This is a genomic window from Streptomyces sp. C1-1, assembly GCF_050214755.1.
In the GTDB taxonomy this organism is placed as follows: domain Bacteria; phylum Actinomycetota; class Actinomycetes; order Streptomycetales; family Streptomycetaceae; genus Streptomyces.
In genome coordinates, this window is the sequence record NZ_CP189826.1 from 7,678,255 (window position 1) to 7,694,468 (window position 16,214).

19 protein-coding genes are annotated in these 16,214 nt (G+C 72.9%); 12 read left to right on the top strand and 7 right to left on the bottom strand.

All coding sequences use genetic code 11. From position 1 onward, the window contains the following. Window positions 1-8 precede the first annotated feature (8 nt). On the bottom strand, window positions 9-776 hold the full coding sequence (locus tag ACQF4J_RS34865; RefSeq protein ID WP_427167611.1) for a lysozyme: 768 nt from the start codon (window positions 774-776) through the stop codon (window positions 9-11). 195 nt (window positions 777-971) lie between these two features. On the opposite strand from ACQF4J_RS34865, the gene ACQF4J_RS34870 reads away from it, so the two are divergent. The 6 genes from ACQF4J_RS34870 to ACQF4J_RS34895 all read left to right on the top strand — a co-directional run bounded on the left by ACQF4J_RS34870 (window position 972) and on the right by ACQF4J_RS34895 (window position 7,751). Continuing rightward, window positions 972-1,700 carry a class II aldolase/adducin family protein gene (locus ACQF4J_RS34870; RefSeq protein ID WP_351569675.1) on the top strand — a complete coding sequence of 243 codons (729 nt, stop codon included), beginning with the start codon at window positions 972-974 and terminating at the stop codon, window positions 1,698-1,700. Between the two features lie 116 nt (window positions 1,701-1,816). Beyond that, on the top strand, window positions 1,817-2,935 hold the full coding sequence (locus ACQF4J_RS34875) for an alpha/beta hydrolase (protein WP_351569677.1): 1,119 nt from the start codon (window positions 1,817-1,819) through the stop codon (window positions 2,933-2,935). A gap of 169 nt (window positions 2,936-3,104) precedes the next feature. Beyond that, the gene (locus ACQF4J_RS34880) at window positions 3,105-4,502 is read left to right on the top strand and encodes a hypothetical protein (RefSeq protein ID WP_351569680.1); all 1,398 of its coding nucleotides are present in this window, start codon (window positions 3,105-3,107) and stop codon (window positions 4,500-4,502) included. 149 nt (window positions 4,503-4,651) lie between these two features. Beyond that, entirely contained in the window at window positions 4,652-6,250 is a 1,599-nt protein-coding gene (locus tag ACQF4J_RS34885; RefSeq protein WP_351569683.1) for an ABC-F family ATP-binding cassette domain-containing protein, read from the top strand. A 352-nt stretch (window positions 6,251-6,602) separates the two neighbouring features. Continuing rightward, window positions 6,603-6,824, top strand: coding sequence for a helix-turn-helix domain-containing protein (locus tag ACQF4J_RS34890; RefSeq protein WP_004002281.1), 222 nt, complete (start codon window positions 6,603-6,605; stop codon window positions 6,822-6,824). A gap of 123 nt (window positions 6,825-6,947) precedes the next feature. Further along, window positions 6,948-7,751: an enoyl-CoA hydratase/isomerase family protein gene (locus tag ACQF4J_RS34895; protein ID WP_351569686.1), complete on the top strand. Its 804-nt coding sequence runs from the start codon at window positions 6,948-6,950 to the stop codon at window positions 7,749-7,751. 4 nt (window positions 7,752-7,755) lie between these two features. On the opposite strand, the gene ACQF4J_RS34900 is transcribed toward ACQF4J_RS34895, so the two are convergent. Further along, the gene (locus ACQF4J_RS34900) at window positions 7,756-8,466 is read right to left on the bottom strand and encodes a nucleopolyhedrovirus P10 family protein (RefSeq protein WP_427167612.1); all 711 of its coding nucleotides are present in this window, start codon (window positions 8,464-8,466) and stop codon (window positions 7,756-7,758) included. A gap of 88 nt (window positions 8,467-8,554) precedes the next feature. Between ACQF4J_RS34900 and ACQF4J_RS34905 the strand changes: the two genes are divergently transcribed. Genes ACQF4J_RS34905 through amaP form a run of 5 tightly spaced genes read left to right on the top strand, consistent with a single transcriptional unit; the run spans window position 8,555 to window position 10,892 of the window. Next, entirely contained in the window at window positions 8,555-9,052 is a 498-nt protein-coding gene (locus ACQF4J_RS34905) for an Asp23/Gls24 family envelope stress response protein (RefSeq protein WP_351569692.1), read from the top strand. Window positions 9,053-9,089: 37 nt separating this feature from the next. Further along, window positions 9,090-9,275 carry a hypothetical protein gene (locus tag ACQF4J_RS34910; protein ID WP_351569695.1) on the top strand — a complete coding sequence of 62 codons (186 nt, stop codon included), beginning with the start codon at window positions 9,090-9,092 and terminating at the stop codon, window positions 9,273-9,275. Between the two features lie 2 nt (window positions 9,276-9,277). After that, window positions 9,278-9,661 carry an Asp23/Gls24 family envelope stress response protein gene (locus ACQF4J_RS34915; protein WP_351569851.1) on the top strand — a complete coding sequence of 128 codons (384 nt, stop codon included), beginning with the start codon at window positions 9,278-9,280 and terminating at the stop codon, window positions 9,659-9,661. Beyond that, window positions 9,658-10,308 carry a DUF6286 domain-containing protein gene (locus tag ACQF4J_RS34920; RefSeq protein WP_351569698.1) on the top strand — a complete coding sequence of 217 codons (651 nt, stop codon included), beginning with the start codon at window positions 9,658-9,660 and terminating at the stop codon, window positions 10,306-10,308. The genes ACQF4J_RS34915 and ACQF4J_RS34920 overlap by 4 nt, the downstream gene beginning before the upstream one ends. A gap of 5 nt (window positions 10,309-10,313) precedes the next feature. Beyond that, window positions 10,314-10,892, top strand: coding sequence for an alkaline shock response membrane anchor protein AmaP (gene amaP / locus ACQF4J_RS34925; protein ID WP_351798408.1), 579 nt, complete (start codon window positions 10,314-10,316; stop codon window positions 10,890-10,892). 15 nt (window positions 10,893-10,907) lie between these two features. On the opposite strand, the gene ACQF4J_RS34930 is transcribed toward amaP, so the two are convergent. The 5 genes from ACQF4J_RS34930 to ACQF4J_RS34950 are packed head-to-tail and all read right to left on the bottom strand — an operon-like array spanning window position 10,908 to window position 15,891. After that, window positions 10,908-11,663, bottom strand: a complete 756-nt coding sequence (locus ACQF4J_RS34930; protein WP_351569702.1) for an SDR family oxidoreductase — start codon at window positions 11,661-11,663, stop codon at window positions 10,908-10,910. 5 nt (window positions 11,664-11,668) lie between these two features. Continuing rightward, on the bottom strand, window positions 11,669-13,456 hold the full coding sequence (locus ACQF4J_RS34935) for a glycoside hydrolase family 15 protein (RefSeq protein WP_351798405.1): 1,788 nt from the start codon (window positions 13,454-13,456) through the stop codon (window positions 11,669-11,671). 34 nt (window positions 13,457-13,490) lie between these two features. Then, window positions 13,491-13,790 carry a hypothetical protein gene (locus tag ACQF4J_RS34940; protein WP_351569708.1) on the bottom strand — a complete coding sequence of 100 codons (300 nt, stop codon included), beginning with the start codon at window positions 13,788-13,790 and terminating at the stop codon, window positions 13,491-13,493. Next, the gene (locus ACQF4J_RS34945; RefSeq protein WP_351569711.1) at window positions 13,787-14,353 is read right to left on the bottom strand and encodes a SigE family RNA polymerase sigma factor; all 567 of its coding nucleotides are present in this window, start codon (window positions 14,351-14,353) and stop codon (window positions 13,787-13,789) included. The genes ACQF4J_RS34940 and ACQF4J_RS34945 overlap by 4 nt, the downstream gene beginning before the upstream one ends. Next, window positions 14,350-15,891 carry a sodium:solute symporter family protein gene (locus tag ACQF4J_RS34950; RefSeq protein WP_351569716.1) on the bottom strand — a complete coding sequence of 514 codons (1,542 nt, stop codon included), beginning with the start codon at window positions 15,889-15,891 and terminating at the stop codon, window positions 14,350-14,352. Before ACQF4J_RS34950 ends, ACQF4J_RS34945 begins: the two co-directional genes overlap by 4 nt. A gap of 168 nt (window positions 15,892-16,059) precedes the next feature. On the opposite strand from ACQF4J_RS34950, the gene ACQF4J_RS34955 reads away from it, so the two are divergent. Further along, on the top strand, window positions 16,060-16,182 hold the full coding sequence (locus ACQF4J_RS34955) for a hypothetical protein (protein WP_351569719.1): 123 nt from the start codon (window positions 16,060-16,062) through the stop codon (window positions 16,180-16,182). Window positions 16,183-16,214 lie beyond the last annotated feature (32 nt).

Consider the following 16,214-nt stretch of genomic DNA (forward strand, 5'->3'; position numbering starts at 1 on the left):
GATGGGCATCAGGGTGTCGGGAACTGGCTCCCCGAGGTGAACTTCCTCAGCTGGGCCCGCGACCCGTTGAACAGGTTCTGGTCACCCGGCAGGGCACCCGCGTTGTCGTACTGCCAGAAGGTCCAGGACGACCACCCGGCGGGCAGCGCCCCCGCGTCCGCCGAGCCGTGCCGGGCGACCCACAGTGCGTGGTTCGAGGCGAAGGCGCGGCTGCGGCCGGTGCACGTGTTCCACCAGTGGGCGGTCGTGTAGATCACCGGGCGGCGGCCGGTGAGCCGCCTGACCTCGTCGCTGAACGAGCGGATCCAGCCGGTCATGCCGGCCTTGCTCAGCCCGTAGCACCGGTGCCTGGCGCTGTAGGGGTTGTATTCGATGTCGAGCGCGGGCGGCAGGGTCCAGCCGTCCGGCCGCCAGGCGCCGCCGTGGCGCACGAGGTACGCCGCCTGCGTCCTGCCCGAGGACCTGTCCGGCAGCGCGAAGTGGTACGCCCCCCGGACGATGCCGGCGGCGCGCGCGCCGTCGTACTGCCGGGCGAAGTACGGGTTGACGTAGTTCGTGGACTCGGTCGCCTTGATGTAGACGAACCGGGCGCCCTTGGCCTTCGCGCTCGGCCAGTCGACGTTCTTCTGGTGCGAGGAGACGTCGTGCCCCCTGGGCGGACTCGCGGCGGACGCCGGTGACTGGGTGAGCGCGGTTCCTGCGACGGTGAGCGCCGCCGCGAGCAGGGCGGTCGCGCGGGTGCGGCGGCGGCCGGACGGTGTGCGATCACGGGCCATGTTTCCCCCGGAATGGCGACGTGCACGACAAAACACCGGGAGATTACTGGAAGATCCGTGAATGCCCGCTGATCTCCGGCCAAGCATGGCAACCAGCTGATATGTCGCTGTATGTCCTCTTTCGGAGGGGCGGCTTCCGCCCTAAAGTGCCCGCGTCCGGGGACGGCCCGGCGGCCTCTTTGGCAGGATCGCGGCATGGCTGATCAGCGGCGGGAACAGGGTGACGGACGGGATCTCCGGGAGAGCGCACAGGAGGTGCCGCGGGGACGGGGGAGGACCGCGCTCCCGGAGGAGGCGGGCGCCTGGGAGGCGCTCGTCGCGACGGCCCGCCGCACCGTCGCCGACGGTCTGGTCGTCGGCACCTCCGGCAACGTCTCGGTGCGGGTCGGCGACACCGTCCTGGTCACCCCCTCCGGAGTCCCGTACGACCGCCTCACGCCGGACGACATCACCGGCGTCGCACTCGACGGCCGCCAGGTCCTCGGCACCCTCGTCCCGACCAGCGAACTGCCCATGCACCTCGCGATCCACCGCTCCACCGACGCCCGCGCCGTCGTCCACACCCACGCCGTGCACGCGACGGCCGTCTCGACCCTCGTTTCCGAGCTCCCGACGATCCATTACATGTCCGCCGCCCTCGGCGGACCCGTCCGAGTCGCCCCCTACGCGACCTACGGCACCGACGAGTTGGCCGAGAACATGCTCCGCGCACTCGCCGACCGCACCGCCTGCCTCCTGCGGAACCACGGCACGATGGCCCACGGCGCCACCCTCGACCAGGCCTACGACCGCACGGCCCAACTGGAGTGGATGTGCCGCCTGTGGCTGACGGCGTCCTCGGTGCCCGGCCTGTCGCCGACCCTGCTGACCCGCGAACAGCTCGACGAGGTGGGGGAGAAGCTCAAGGGGTACGGGCAGCGCTGACGCGGGCGCCACGGGGTAACCGGGAGGGCGTGAGCACACCACAGCGCCACCGCAGGACATCACCCCGCCCACGCCTTCCGCTGGCCGGTCACCGCTACCGCCGGGACACTGGACAGGTGCGTACTGTCAGAGCGACGGCCGCCGCCGTCACCGTAGCCCTCGCCGCCGGCGCGGCCTCCGTGGCCGTCGGCCGCTTCGCCAGCGGCGCCGCGCTCAAGGCGGCACCCGGCAGGCCCCTGCCCACGGAGCCCCGCCTCACGGTGCACGCCACCGCGGCCGGCCAGGTCACCCTCACCCGCCACCTGGCGGCCCTGCGCCCCGGCACCTACGGTCTCGCGGGCGACGCCACTCACGCGGTCGTCGGCCCCGTCCTCGACTCCGCCGAGCACTCCGCCGACACCGTCGTGCGCCGGCTGGAGCGCGTCACGCACGGCACCCTCGAACGCCGCGACAAGGTCTGGTTCACCCCCAACCTCCACGTCGGCAACCCCCGCGACGCCCTCGGCCTGGACCACACCGACGTCGACATCCCCGGCGAACTCGGCTCCCTGCCCGCCTGGTTCGTCCCCGGCGTGCGCGACACCTGGGTCATCGCCGTGCACGGCCTCGGCACCACCCGCGAACTCCCCATGAACGTCATGGAGTTCCTGCACCGCCAGCGCTTCCCGGTCCTCGCCCCGGCCTACCGCGGCGACCGCGGCGCCCCCCGCTCCCCGGACGGCCTGAACCACCTGGGCGAGACCGAGTGGCGCGACCTGGACGCGGCCGTCCGCTACGCCATGAGCCACGGCGCCGGACGCGTCGTCCTGCACGGCTGGTCCACCGGCGCCGCCATGGCCCTGCGCGCCGCCGCGCACTCCGGTCTGCGCGGGCGGATCTCGGGGCTGATCCTGGACTCCCCGGTGCTCGACTGGCCGACGACCCTGCGTGCCCTCGCGGCGGCCCACCGCACCCCCGGCGCCCTGCTGCCGCTCGCCGTGCGCGCCGCACAGGGCCGCACCGGACTCGATCGCGACCGCACCGCCGAGACCGCCCGGCTCACCGTTCCGACCCTGCTCTTCCACGGCCCCGACGACACCCTGGCCCCCTGGGAGCACTCCCGCCGCCTCGCCGACGCCCACCCGAACCTGGTCGCTCTCCACACCGTTCGCGGCGCCCCGCACTCGGCCATGTGGAACGCCGACCCGAAGGCCTACGAAGAGGCGCTGCGCCGCTTCCTGACGCCGCTGATGTGACTCTCCGGGGGCCGAGGGCCCGAACCGTTGGCCCCGGTTCCGTTTAACCTCGAACCGCTGGCCTGATCTCGGTCCCGGGCCCCCCTCCGGGGCCCGCCCTTGGCCAGTCCCGTCGCCGCCCGTGACCTTCCGTTTGGGTTTTCGGACCGTCAACCGGAAGACTGCACCCGTGACGTCCCGTATCCCGCGCGACTCCAGGCTTCGACTCGTCCGCCCGCGACCCCTGGCCGCCGCCCCCACAGCTGTGAACCAGCGGCGCCCGCGCCGCCCCGCGCCCCGCCCCCCGGAGGGCACACCGGCCCCCGCGGAACTGGCCAGAATGGCTCGCTCCCAACTGGCCGCCGCGGCCCGCGTCGCCCGCTGGGCCGACGTAGCGCTCGGCCCGGGCAGCGACGGCGCGGGAGACGGCAAGGCCACCCTCGCCGACGCGACCGCCGAACGCGCGGCGAAGGACCTCGGCCTGACCGCCGCTCAGGTCCGCGCCGACTGGGACACCGCCCGCCTCGCCGGTCTCGTCGAGGTGCACGGCGACAGCGCCCGTCCCGGCTGGCGGCTGCGCGCCTGGAACCGCGACGACAGCGCCGTGCTGCGCGGCTGGGTCGCCCTCTTCGACGCCTGGTCGCTCGCCTACCCGGAGCCCGCGGACCACGAGCCCGCCGCCGTCGCCGAGGTCGTCTCGGCCATGCCCCAGGTGCTCTCCTTCCTCCAGCTCTCCGCCGGGCCCGTCCCCGTCGAGCAGCTCCTGGACCTGCTGGAGCAGCGCGTCACCGAACTGCGCACCGAACGCTGCGAGATCCCCTACGGGCCGCAGCCGGAGCCCGTGGAGCCCCCGCGGTCCGAGGACACGCCCCTCGCCCCGCTCCTCGAGTGGGCCCTGCACGCCCTCGCCTCCGTCGGTGCCCTCACCTACGGCGACGGGCACGCCACGCTCACCCCGCTCGGCAGCTGGGCGGTGTGGGTCAAGCTGGAGCAGATCTGCGTGGCCGCGCAGAGCCCCGCCGGGAACATCGAGGCCGTCGCCGAGGAGATGCTGCGCGGCTGCGCCCAGCTCCGCCCGAACGCGGCCCGCGCCGAGTACCGCGCCTGGCTCGCCGCCCGCCCGGTCGGCAGCGCCGTCACCGAGCTCATCGCCGCCGCCCGCGGCGACGACGCCCTGCTGCGCGGCCTCGCCTTCGAGGCGCTGCGCGTGGTCGGCGCCCCCGCCGAGCCCGACGTCCACGCCGTCGTCGAGGAGCCCACCCTGCGGCCGTACGCCCTGCTGTGGCTCGCCGAGCACGACGGCGCCGACGCCGAGGACGCCCACGAGGTGCTCACCCGGGAGGAGGCCACCTGGCTGTGGGTGGACACCGCGGCCGCCGTCGCCGACCACGGCGAGGCCCCGATGCTCGTGCGGCACCTGGAGTCCGCCGTGCAGCCCACCGTGCCGATGCTCCTCGACGAGGTGCGCGCCGTCGGCCACCCCCGCACCGTCCAGGTCCTGGTCGCCCTCGCCGCCGCCCATCCCGACCCGGCCCTCGCCAAGGCCGTGCGCCGGGCCGCCTTCCAGGTGCACACCGGGGGGAACTGAGGAGTGCCGTAACGAACACCCGGACGCCGGAAAAGTGCTTGCACGGCCCCGTTAGACTTCTCCCATGGCCATTCTCCTCGCGCATTAGACGGCGGGAACGTCCTCAGCCGCCCACCCGTCAAATCCCATATCCGCCCTGGAGTCTGTCCGTGATCTCCGCCTCCGGTATCGAGCTGCGCGCCGGCGCCCGAGTCCTCATCGAGTCCGCCACCTTCCGGGTCGCCAAGGGCGACCGCATCGGTCTGGTCGGCCGCAACGGCGCCGGCAAGACCACCCTCACCAAGTGCCTGGCCGGCGAGGGCATCCCCGCCGCCGGCCAGATCACCCGCTCCGGCGAGGTCGGCTACCTCCCGCAGGACCCCCGCACCGGCGACCTCGACGTCCTCGCCCGCGACCGCGTCCTGTCCGCCCGCGGCCTGGACGTCCTGCTGCGCAAGATGCGCGAGAACGAACAGCGCATCGCCAACGGCCAGGGCGCCACCCGCGAGAAGGCCATGAAGCAGTACGAGCGCCAGGAGACCGAGTTCCTGACGAAGGGCGGCTACGCGGCCGAGGCCGAGGCCGCCACGATCGCCGCTGCGCTCAACCTGCCCGACCGGGTCCTCGGCCAGCCGCTGCACACGCTCTCCGGCGGTCAGCGCCGCCGTATCGAGCTGGCGCGCATCCTGTTCTCCGACGCGGACACCCTGCTGCTCGACGAGCCCACCAACCACCTCGACGCGGACTCGATCATCTGGCTGCGGGACTACCTCAAGACCTACCGCGGCGGCTTCATCGTGATCTCCCACGACGTCGACCTCGTCGAGACGGTCGTCAACAAGGTGTTCTATCTGGACGCCAACCGCGCCCAGATCGACATCTACAACATGGGCTGGAAGCTCTACCAGCAGCAGCGCGAGGCCGACGAGAAGCGCCGCAAGCGCGAGCGGCAGAACGCCGAGAAGAAGGCGGCCGCCCTCCATTCGCAGGCCGACAAGATGCGTGCCAAGGCGACCAAGACGGTCGCCGCGCAGAACATGGCCAAGCGTGCCGACAAGCTCCTCGCGGGCCTCGAGGCGGTGCGGATGCAGGACAAGGTCGCCAAGCTTCGCTTCCCCGAGCCCGCGCCCTGCGGAAAGACCCCGCTGACCGCCGAGGGCCTGTCGAAGTCGTACGGCTCCCTGGAGATCTTCACCGACGTCGACCTGGCCATCGACAAGGGTTCCCGGGTGGTCATCCTCGGCCTCAACGGCGCCGGCAAGACCACCCTGCTCAGGCTCCTCGCGGGCGTCGAGCAGCCCGACACCGGCGCGGTCGTCCCCGGCCACGGCCTCAAGCTCGGCTACTACGCCCAGGAGCACGAGACCCTCGACGCCGACCGCAGCGTCCTGGAGAACATGCGCTCGGCGGCCCCCGACATGGACCTCGTGGAGGTCCGCAAGGTGCTCGGCTCCTTCCTGTTCTCCGGCGACGACGTCGACAAGCCCGCAGGTGTCCTCTCCGGCGGCGAGAAGACCCGCCTCGCCCTGGCCACGCTCGTCGTGTCCTCCGCGAACGTCCTGCTGCTCGACGAGCCGACCAACAACCTCGACCCCGCCAGCCGCGAGGAGATCCTCGGCGCCCTGCGCACCTACAAGGGCGCGGTCGTCCTCGTCACCCACGACGAGGGCGCCGTCGAGGCGCTGCAGCCGGAGCGCATCATCCTGCTGCCGGACGGCGTCGAGGACCTGTGGGGCGCCGACTACGCGGACCTCGTGGCCCTGGCCTGAGGGTCATCACCGCTTGATCGAATGCGTGATCAACGGCGTATGGATCATTCGGCCGACCGGTGATCCACCATCTGAGTGAGATCTCCTCGTACCGTCGTGTGTCCTACATCCATTTCGCGGCCGAGTCCTTCATCGACAAGGGCTCGGCCGTCGTACGTCTCTGACCTGGCGGTTCCCGAAAGAACCCGTTCGGCGGTACGAACGCCTCGTCGTGGAATTTCGCATTCCGCTTGTGGGGATGCGCTCCTGTCGTCAAAACCCTGTCTCACGGACCTTGCCGAATGGGTGGCCATCGCGCCCCGGAGGGGTGATCATGAGGAGACCAGAGCGCACTTCCCATGAGGAGGCACGGGTGGCCGAGACTCTGAAGAAGGGCAGCCGGGTAACCGGCGCCGCGCGCGACAAGCTCGCGGCAGACCTGAAGAAGAAGTACGACTCCGGTGCGAGCATTCGGGCACTGGCCGAGGAAACCGGCCGCTCGTATGGCTTCGTGCACCGGATGCTCAGCGAGTCGGGCGTCACGCTCCGTGGGCGTGGCGGCGCGACACGGGGCAAGAAGGCCGCCTCGTCCTGACTCGGGCGGCCCACCGGCTTCGATGGTGGCCACCCGGTCGGTCGGCTGACCGGCCGGGTGGTTACTGTGCAGTCACTTAGCTTGTACGTCTGCTCTGCTGACCGCACTCATCGGAGGCGCCCCATGGCCACGCCCGCCAAGGACCTCGGTCCCGTACTCGACAAGGACGGCGTACGGCTCACCGTCGACGACGCGATCGCCACGGTGACCCTGACCAACCCGGCCAAGCGCAACGCGCAGAGCCCCGCCATGTGGCGCGCGCTCGCCGAGGCCGGGCGGGTCCTGCCGGGGTCCGTCCGCGTCGTCGTGCTGCGGGCCGAGGGGCAGTCCTTCTCCGCCGGGCTCGACCGGCAGATGTTCACGCCCGAGGGCATCGAGGGCGAGCCGACGTTCATCGACCTCGCGCGCAGCAGCGACGGTGAACTCGACGCGAGCATCGCCGGCTTCCAGGACGGTTTCACCTGGTGGCGGCGTAGCGACCTCATCTCCATCGCCGCCGTACAGGGGCATGCCATCGGAGCGGGCTTCCAGCTCGCCCTCGCCTGTGACCTGCGCGTCGTCGCCGACGACGTGCAGTTCGCCATGCGCGAGACCAGCCTCGGACTGGTGCCTGACCTCACGGGCACGCACCCGCTCGTCGGGCTCGTCGGCTACGCCCGCGCCCTGGAGATCTGCGTCACCGGCCGCTCCGTACAGGCCGAGGAGGCGGTGAACAGCGGCCTCGCCAACCTCGCCGTCCCCGCCGACCAGCTCGACGCCGCCGTACAGGACCTCGCGTCGGCGATCCTGGCCGCGCCCCGGGACGCTGTGATCGAGACCAAGGCCCTGATCCGCGGCGCGCAGGGACGTTCCTACGACGACCAGCGGGCCGCGGAGCGGGCCGCGCAGGCCAGGCGGCTGCGGGACCTCGCCGGCCTCGGCGAGTGACCCGTCAGACGATCGCCGTGACCAGCACCGCCACCGTCGGGTGATCCGCTAGCGCCTCGGCGACCACCGCCCGGACCTCCCGGGCCACCTCCACGGCCCGGTGGTCCGCCCGCACCGCGATCTCCACACGCGCGTGACGGCCCGGCAGGGTGCCCTCCCGCTGCCGTTCCTCGATGTGCACCGCGCGGCCGAGTCCGGCGGTGAGACGGGCGACGCCGGGGACCGACAGCGCGGCGGAGGCCACGCGGGTCTCCTCCCCGGCGGCGGGCTCGCCGCCGGGCGGCGGCTCGGGCGACGCCACCGGGACCGGCTGCGGTTCCTCGTCCAGCAGGGACGTCACCTGCAGGTCCACCTCCGTCACCGTCAGACCGATCAGCTCCGTCGCCGCGTCCGCCAGCGTCGTACGCAGGCGCGCGGCGGTCGCCGGCAGCGGCTCGGCCGCCGACGCCGCGAAGTCCACCGTCACCCGCAGCGGGCCGGGCGGCAGGGCGCTCGGCGGCGGGGGTACGACGGGCTCGTCCGTGTCCCGCGGGTCGGCGAGGGCGATCCGGAGCGCGTCCAGCCGTACGCCGCGCAGTTCTCCGGTCGCCCGGCGGAGCGCCGCCCCGGCGGCCTCCTCCGAGATCCACGCACCGTCGCGCCGCCCGCCCAGGGGCAGCAACCTGCCCAGCCTCAGCCGGTGCCGCACCACCCGCGTCCATTCGTCCGCTGTCATTCCTCCAGCCTGCCGCATCCCCGGCGCGTGGTGGCGCAACCGCACTTACGGTGGTCACAGGACGACGAACCGAAAGGGGCGTACGGCGATGACTGACATCACGGAACCGAACCGGACGGGGGCGCCGGGAGTCGAGAAGGACGTGCCCGACACCCTCGGCACACGCAAGGCGCAGGTGACCCGGCGCGGCGGCGGAGACCCCGGCGCTCGGGGCCGGACGACGATCGCCGACGGCGTCGTGGAGAAGATCGCCGGGCTGGCCGCCCGGGACGTGCTCGGAGTACACGCCCTGGGCAGCGGGCTCAGCCGCACCTTCGGAGCCGTCCGCGACCGGGTGCCCGGCGGCTCCAAGTCCGTGACGCGCGGGGTGAAGGTCGAGGTCGGCGAGGTGCAGACGGCGCTCGACCTGGAGCTCGTCGTCGACTACGGCGTGTCGATCTCCGACGTCGCCCGTGCCGTGCGCGAGAACGTCATCGCGGCCGTGGAGCGGATGACCGGCCTGGAAGTGGTCGAGGTCAACATCGCGGTGAGTGATGTGAAGCTGCCGGAGGAAGAGGACGAGGAGCCGGAGCCCCGGCTCCAGTGACCGGCGGGCGAGCGGACAACCGTGAGGGGAGCGCACGATGAGCAAGGCCGTGGTCGGCATGATCGCCGGAATGGCACTGGGCTTCGCCGGCTACTTCGGCGGCTTCGGAGCCTTCCTGCTGGTGGCCGCCCTGGGCGCCATCGGCTTCGTGGCGGGCCGGTTCCTGGAGGGCGACCTGGAACTGGGCGACTTCTTCCGTACGCGTGACGACCGGCGGCGGTGACGGTGACCACGGTGGACGACGGCGTCGCCGCGCGGGGCGGACCGCACGGCGCCGTCCCGCCGGGTGAGCGCGGGGCCACCCGGATCACCGACCGGGTCGTGGCGAAGATCGCCGCGCAGGCGGCCCGCGAACGCCTCGGCGACCAGTCGAAGCGGACCGCGTCCCCGCACGCCACGGTCGCCGTCCACCACGGCACCGTCCGCGTCCGGCTCCATCTCGAACTCGACTATCCCTGCGACATCGGGGCCCGGTGCGCGGATGTGCGTCGACATGTCGCTTCCCGGGTACGCGCGTTGGTGGGCATGGAGGTGCCGGAGGTCGCCGTTCACGTGGAACGGCTGCACCTGACCCCGGCGCACGGCGCGGTAAAGGGGAGGACGCGATGAGCGAGCCCCAGGGCTCCGAGGGCACCACACAGCGGCTGCCGGTCATCGAACGGGCACCGGACGACGAGCTCGACCACGCGCCGCCGTCGCCACCGCCGACCGGCAGGGAGGGCCGCTTCTGGTCCGCACGCCGCGTCCCCGCGGCCGTCGTGGCGCTGCTCCTCCTGGCCGTCGCGGGCACCTTCCTCTACGACATCGCGGCCGTCCGGGCCCACCGGCCCGCGATGGCCTGGCGCCGCGAACTCGCCCGGCAGCTCGCCCGACGGCCCCTCGACGACACCTGGGTGCTGGTCGGCGCCGGGGTCGCCGCGGCCCTCGGCCTCTGGCTGATCGTGCTGGCCTGCACCCCCGGCCTGCGCGGCGTCCTGCCGATGCGGCGCATCGAGTCCGACGTCCACGCCGGCCTGTACCGCGAGGCCGCCGCCCTCGTCCTGCGCGACCGCGCCATGGAGGTGGCAGGCGTCCAGTCGGTACGCATCCGCGTGGGCCGCGCCCGCGCCGACGTCCGTGCCGTCTCCCACTTCCGTGACCTGGGCGACGTACGAGCCGACCTGAACGCGGCACTCGAGGACGCGATCGAGGGCCTCGGCCTCGCCCGGCCGCCCGCGCTGTCGGTCCATGTACGGCGACCCGGGCGAAAGGGGTGAGCGGGATGCTCCGCACCGTCAACCGCGTACTGATCGGGGTCGTGGGACTCGTGCTGGTCGTCCTCGGCGGCTCGGTGCTCGCCGTCGGGCTGGGGGCCCGGCCGCCCTCCTGGTGGATCCACGACGGGCGGCACGACGTCCTGCTCAGTGACGCCGAGCGGACGAAGTGGCAGGGCCACGGCTGGTGGTGGCCGGCGGTCCTGGCCGCCCTCGCGGTCCTCGTCCTGCTCGCCCTGTGGTGGCTGACGGCCGTGCTGCGCCGCCGCCGTCTCACCGAGGTCCTGGTGGACACCGGCGACGGCGAGGGCGCGCTGCTGAGGGGCCGGGCCCTGGAGACGGTCCTGGCGGGCGACGCGGCCGAACTCGACGGCGTGGCACACGCGCAGGCCCATCTGACCGGCCGCCGCACCGCCCCCGAGACCCGCGTGCGGCTCCAGCTGGAACCCCACGTGGACCCGGCGACCGCCCTGCACCACCTCACGACACGGTCCCTGATGCACGCCCGCAACTCGGCGGGCCTCGCCGCGCTGCCGTCCGAGGTCCGCATGAAAGCGGTCAAGCACCGCGCGGAAAGGGTCAGTTGAGCATCCGGCCCCGGTTCAGAAACCGTGCCGCATACCGCCGTCGACAGGCACCATGATTCCCGTCAGGTAAGAGGCGGCCGGCGACAGCAGGAACGCCGCCGTCCGCCCGAACTCCTCCGGCCTGCCGTAACGCCTCAGCGGGATACGGGACTCATGGGCCGTACGCGTGGCCTCCGGGTCCGCGGACATTCCGTCGAGCTCGCGCACCCGGTCCGTGTCGATACGGGCCGGCAGCAGCCCGACGACCCGGATGCCGCGCGGCCCCAGTTCGTCGGCGATCGACTTCGCGAACCCGGCGAGCCCCGGCCGCAGCCCGTTCGAGATCGTCAGCCCCGGAATCGGCTCGTGCACCGAGCCCGACAGCACGAACCCGATGACACCCCCCGCCTCCAACTCCTCCGCCGCCGCCCGGGCCAGCCGCACCGCGCCGAGGAACACCGACTCGAAGGCGGCTCCCCACTGCTCGTCGGTGTTGTCGGCGACGAACCCCGGCGCGGGCCCGCCCACGCTCACGAGGATGCCGTCGAACCCGCCGAACCTCTCCTTTGCGGCGGCGATCAGCCGGGCCGGCGCCTGCGGGTCCGCGTTGTCGACGGCCACCCCGAAGGCGTTCGGCCCCAACTCGCCCGCCGCGTCGGCCACCCGCTCCTCGTCCCGGCCGGTCACGACGACCTTCGCGCCGTCGGCCACCAGCTCCCGTGCCGCCGCGTTGCCGAGGCCGCGCGTGGCCCCGGTGACGACGTACACCCGGTCCTTCAGTCCAAGATCCATGGCCCCTATCCTGCCTCCCCGTCCCCGAACAGGGCGAGGGCGGTGTTCACCAGGCCGACGTGACTGAAGGCCTGCGGGAAGTTGCCCAGCTGACGTCCGCTCACGGGGTCGTACTCCTCGGACAGCAGTCCCACGTCGTTGCAGAGGCCCACCAGCCGTTCGAACAGCTCCCGCGCCTCCTTGCGGCGGCCCGTCATGTGCAGGGCGTCCGCGAGCCAGAACGAGCACACGACGAAGGTGCCCTCGTCGCCGGGCAGCCCGTCGACGGTGGTGCCGTCCGTGCTGTAGCGGCGCAGGAGACCGTGGTGGCCCAGCTCGCCGCGGATCGCCTCTACGGTGCCGGTGACCCGCGGATCGTCCGGCGGCAGGAAGCCCAGGCGCGGGATGAGCAGCAGCGCGGCGTCGAGTTCTCGGGAGCCGTAGAACTGCGTGAAGGTGTTCCGTTCGGCGTCGTAGCCCTTCTCGCACACCTCCCGGTGCACCTCGTCGCGCAGCGCGCGCCAGCGGTCGAGGTCCCCGCCGAGCTCCGGTTCCTCTTCCAGTGTCCGCACCGCACGGTCGGCGGCCACCCACACCATGATCTTGGAGTGGACGAAGTGCCGCCTGCCGCCACGCACCTCCCACAGCCCCTCGTCGGGCTGCCGCCACTCCTCGCACAGCCAGTCCATCAGCGCCCGCTGGATCGACCACATGTGCGGCCGCGGGGGCAGGCCCGAACTGCGGGCGAGCGCCAGCGAGTCCATGACCTCGCCGTACACGTCGAGCTGGAGCTGGTTGACGGCGTCGTTGCCGATCCGCACGGGTGCCGACCCCGCGAAACCCGACAGCCACGCCAGCTCGGTCTCCGGCAGCCGCCGCTCGCCCGCGAGGCCGTACATGATCTGCAGGTCGGCGGGGTCGCCGGCGACCGCGCGCAGCAGCCAGTTGCGCCAGGCCTCCGCCTCCTTGCGGTAGCCCGCGGCCAGGCCCGCGTTCAGCGTGAGGGTGGAGTCGCGCAGCCAGCAGTAGCGGTAGTCCCAGTTGCGGACGCCGCCCGGCTCCTCGGGCAGCGAGGTGGTGGCGGCCGCGACGATGCCGCCGGTCGGTCGGTAGGTCAGGGCCTTGAGGGTGATCAGGGAGCGCACGACGGCGTCGCGGTACGGGCCGGTGTAGCGGCAGCGCCGCACCCACTTGCGCCAGTCCTTGACGCTGGCGCGCACCGCCTTGTGCGGGTCGACGAGCGGCGGACGCGGCTCGTGCGAGGGATGCCAGGTCAGCACGAACGCCACCTTCTCCCCCTCCGCCACGGTGAACTCCGAGTGGGTGGCGAGGTCCTCGCCCCAGGTGCGCACGGACGGCTCGCTGCGCAGCCACACCGAGTCCGGCCCGGCGATCGCCACGCGGTGCCCGTCGGACTTGCGCATCCACGGCACGATCGAGCCGTAGTCGAAGCGCAGGCGCAGGGTGCTGCGTACGGTCACCCGGCCGCGGAGACCCTCGACGACGCGCACCAGGTCGGGGGCGCGGTCGCGCTGCGGCATCAGATCGGTGACGCGGATCGCGCCCTCGTCGGTCTCCCACTCCGTGTCCAGTACGAGGGTGTCCGGGCGGTAGGCACGGCGGGTGCAGGGCCCGTCGACGCCCTTGGGGGCGATGCGCCAGTGGCCGTTCTCCTCGTCGCCGAGCAGCCGGGCGAAACAGGCCGCCGAGTCGAAGCGGGGCAGGCACAGCCAGTCGACGGAACCGTCGCGGCCGACCAGGGCCGCGGTCTGCTCGTCGCCGATGAGGGCGTAGTCCTCGATACGGGGATGCACGACGTTGCGGGTTCCCGCCCGGCCGAGGTGGCAATCAGGGGGTGGGCCGGGGGAGTGAGTGCGCCAGGCCCGAGAAGACGACGCCCTGATGGGAGGGCGTCTGGTTGAGCACCCACAGCCCGATCAGGGTGGCGAGGGCGAAGACCACGGCGATCAGTACGGCGAGCACCAGCCGTCGCCTGCGTTCCCGCCGCAGCCACTCGCCGCGCGCCGTGCGGTACGCGTCGGGGGCGGCCCGCACCCCTTCGGCCAGCGCGGCCAGCGCCTCGCTCAATTCCCGCTCCGTGCGGTCCGGTCCGGTGCCACGCGACTCGGTCGCGTCTCGGTGCGTCATCGCCGGGCCTCCATCGCCTGGGTCAGTGCGGCGAGGCCGCGGGACGTGTGGGTCTTCACCGAGCCGCCGGAGATGCCCATCGCGGCGGCGATCTCACCCTCCTTCAGCCCGAGCCAGTGCCGCAGCACCAGCGCCTCGCGCTGCCGGGCGGGCAGTTGCTGGAGCGCGTCGATCAGGACGCGCTGGTCGTCGCGGAGCAGCGCGGCGCTCTCGGCGGAGACGACGGTCTCCTCGGGCGGGTTCTCCACGTGCCTGCGGGCGACCTGGAGATGGCGTATCCGCATCCGGGTCAGATTGCACACCGTGGAGCGCAGATAGGCCTCCGCCGCCTCGACGTCCCTCAGGCGCCGCCACTTGCGGTAGATCTGGTAGTAGGCCTCGGCCACCACGTTCTCCGGGTCGTCCGCGCCGAGCAGCACGGCCAGGCGCAACATCGAGGAGTAGTGCAGCTCGAAGAGGCGCGCGAGCCCGGCCTCACGCTCCAGGTCGGCCGGGTCGGCCGGCGGGGGCGCGAGCGGCTCGACGCGCGGCTCGGGCACGGGTGTCGGGTACTTGGGTCTCACGGCTGGTTCGCTCCCGTCTCCGGGCGTCGCCTGACGGTCAGGCGCGACGGCAGGTCGGTCAGGTCGGCGCCGCGCGGGACGCCGAGTCGTTCGAGGAGGGCGGTGCCGGCCGCCGCGACGGCCAGGTTCAGCACCAGGGCGGCGAGTCCGGCGTAGATCCGGAGCGGTCCGAAGCCGAGGGACACGATGGACGAGAACCCCTCGCGCACGACCAGGAAGGTCCCGGCGAGCATGCCCGCGCCCCAGCCGGCGAGCAGGGCCCGCGGATGCAGCCGCCCGGTGAACAGGCCGACGGCCACGGCCGGGAAGATCTGCAGGATCCAGACCCCGCCGAGCAGTTGGAGGTTGACCGCGTCCTGGTCGCGCAGCCCGAACACGAACGCCACCGCCCCCACCTTCGCGGTGAGCGAGACGGCCTTGGCGATACGGACCTGCCGCTTGGGCGTGGCCGTGGGATGCACGTACTCGACGTACACGTTGCGTACGAAGGCGGTGGCTGCCGCGATGGACATCACGGCCGCCGGGACCAGCGCCCCCACGGTGATCGCGCCGAACACCAGCCCGGCCAGCGGCCCCGGCATCAGCCGGTCCACCAGCATCGGCACGGCCGCCTCGGCGCCGCCCTTCGGCGCCCGCACGCCCGCGGCCAGCGCCGCGATGCCGAGGAAGCCGAACAGGGCGAGCAGCCCCGTCCAGGCGGGCAGTGCCACGGAGACCTTGCGCAGGGTGCGCGGCCCGTCGGCGGCGAACCCGGCGGTCAGCACGTGCGGGTACATCAGCAGGGCGAGCGCCGAGCCCAGGGCGAGGGTCGCGTACGCGGGTTGCTGCTGGGGGGTCAGGACCAGCGCCGGGCTGCCCAGCCGCCGCGCCGCGCCGTCGAAGACCCTGCCCGGGCCGCCGAGCCGCTCGAGGACCAGCCAGGTCACCGCGGTCAGCGACACGAACACGGCGACCGCCTTCAGTGCCGAGATGACCGTGGGTGCCCGCAGCCCGTGCCGGTAGGTGGCCACCGCGAGCCCCGCGAACAGCGCCACCATCGCCAGGTCCCCGGCCGCACCCCGCGGATACACGCCGCCGGCCGTGAGCACCGCCCGTATGCCCAGCAGTTGCAGCGCCAGGTAGGGCATGGTCGCGAGGATCCCGGTGAGCGCGACGACCAGGGCCAGTGACGGCGACCCGTACCGTCCGCGCACGAAGTCCGCGGCGGTGACGTAGCCGTGCGCGCGGGCGACGGCCCACAGCCGGCTGAGCAGTACGAAGGCGAGGGGGCAGACGATGACCGTGTACGGCACCGCGAAGAAGGCGGCCGCGCCGTTGCCGTACGCCAGTCCGGGTACGGCGGTGAAGGTGTACGCGGTGAAGATCGTGCCGCCCAGCAGGAACCACGTCCAGACCGGGCCCAGGCTGCGGTCGGCCAGCGCCCAGCCCTCCAGGGACGGCAGGCGGTCGCTGGGACGCAGCCGCCGCGCGGTCACGGCGAGCAGCGACGCTCCGCCGATCACGGCGAGGAACGTCGCGGTCATGGCGCCGTCGGCCATGGGTCACCGTCCTTGGTGTGCCTGAACCCTCGTGCGGGAGTTGCGCGAGCGGCCGGTACGGAGGACAGGGAACCGGCGGGAAATCTTCTGGACATCCGCTGTCAACCGCTCCCGGGGGGCGGGCAACTCTTGCACAGACCGACAGCGAGCGGGAGAGGAGCGCAGGTCATGGCACCCACGGGTCATCACCGGCTACGGCGCGTCGCGATCGCCGTACTGCTCCTCGCGCCCGCCGCAGGCCTGCTTGGTCCGCTCGTCGCATACGCGCTGACGGACCGGCATCGCCGCTGAGTTCCCTTTCCGACCCGCACGTCGTCACACCT

What these genes read in the sequence shown, in the direction of transcription:
- ACQF4J_RS34905 (WP_351569692.1), top strand. Translation starts at nt 8,555, where the DNA reads ATGACTGACATCACGGAACCGAACCGGACGGGGGCGCCGGGAGTCGAG.
- ACQF4J_RS34865 (WP_427167611.1), bottom strand. Translation starts at nt 776, where the DNA reads ATGGCCCGTGATCGCACACCGTCCGGCCGCCGCCGCACCCGCGCGACC.
- ACQF4J_RS34895 (WP_351569686.1), top strand. Translation starts at nt 6,948, where the DNA reads ATGGCCACGCCCGCCAAGGACCTCGGTCCCGTACTCGACAAGGACGGC.
- ACQF4J_RS34900 (WP_427167612.1), bottom strand. Translation starts at nt 8,466, where the DNA reads ATGACAGCGGACGAATGGACGCGGGTGGTGCGGCACCGGCTGAGGCTG.
- ACQF4J_RS34910 (WP_351569695.1), top strand. Translation starts at nt 9,090, where the DNA reads ATGAGCAAGGCCGTGGTCGGCATGATCGCCGGAATGGCACTGGGCTTC.
- amaP (WP_351798408.1), top strand. Translation starts at nt 10,314, where the DNA reads ATGCTCCGCACCGTCAACCGCGTACTGATCGGGGTCGTGGGACTCGTG.
- ACQF4J_RS34950 (WP_351569716.1), bottom strand. Translation starts at nt 15,891, where the DNA reads ATGGCCGACGGCGCCATGACCGCGACGTTCCTCGCCGTGATCGGCGGA.
- ACQF4J_RS34955 (WP_351569719.1), top strand. Translation starts at nt 16,060, where the DNA reads ATGGCACCCACGGGTCATCACCGGCTACGGCGCGTCGCGATCGCCGTA.
- ACQF4J_RS34920 (WP_351569698.1), top strand. Translation starts at nt 9,658, where the DNA reads ATGAGCGAGCCCCAGGGCTCCGAGGGCACCACACAGCGGCTGCCGGTC.
- ACQF4J_RS34940 (WP_351569708.1), bottom strand. Translation starts at nt 13,790, where the DNA reads ATGACGCACCGAGACGCGACCGAGTCGCGTGGCACCGGACCGGACCGC.
- ACQF4J_RS34870 (WP_351569675.1), top strand. Translation starts at nt 972, where the DNA reads ATGGCTGATCAGCGGCGGGAACAGGGTGACGGACGGGATCTCCGGGAG.
- ACQF4J_RS34930 (WP_351569702.1), bottom strand. Translation starts at nt 11,663, where the DNA reads ATGGATCTTGGACTGAAGGACCGGGTGTACGTCGTCACCGGGGCCACG.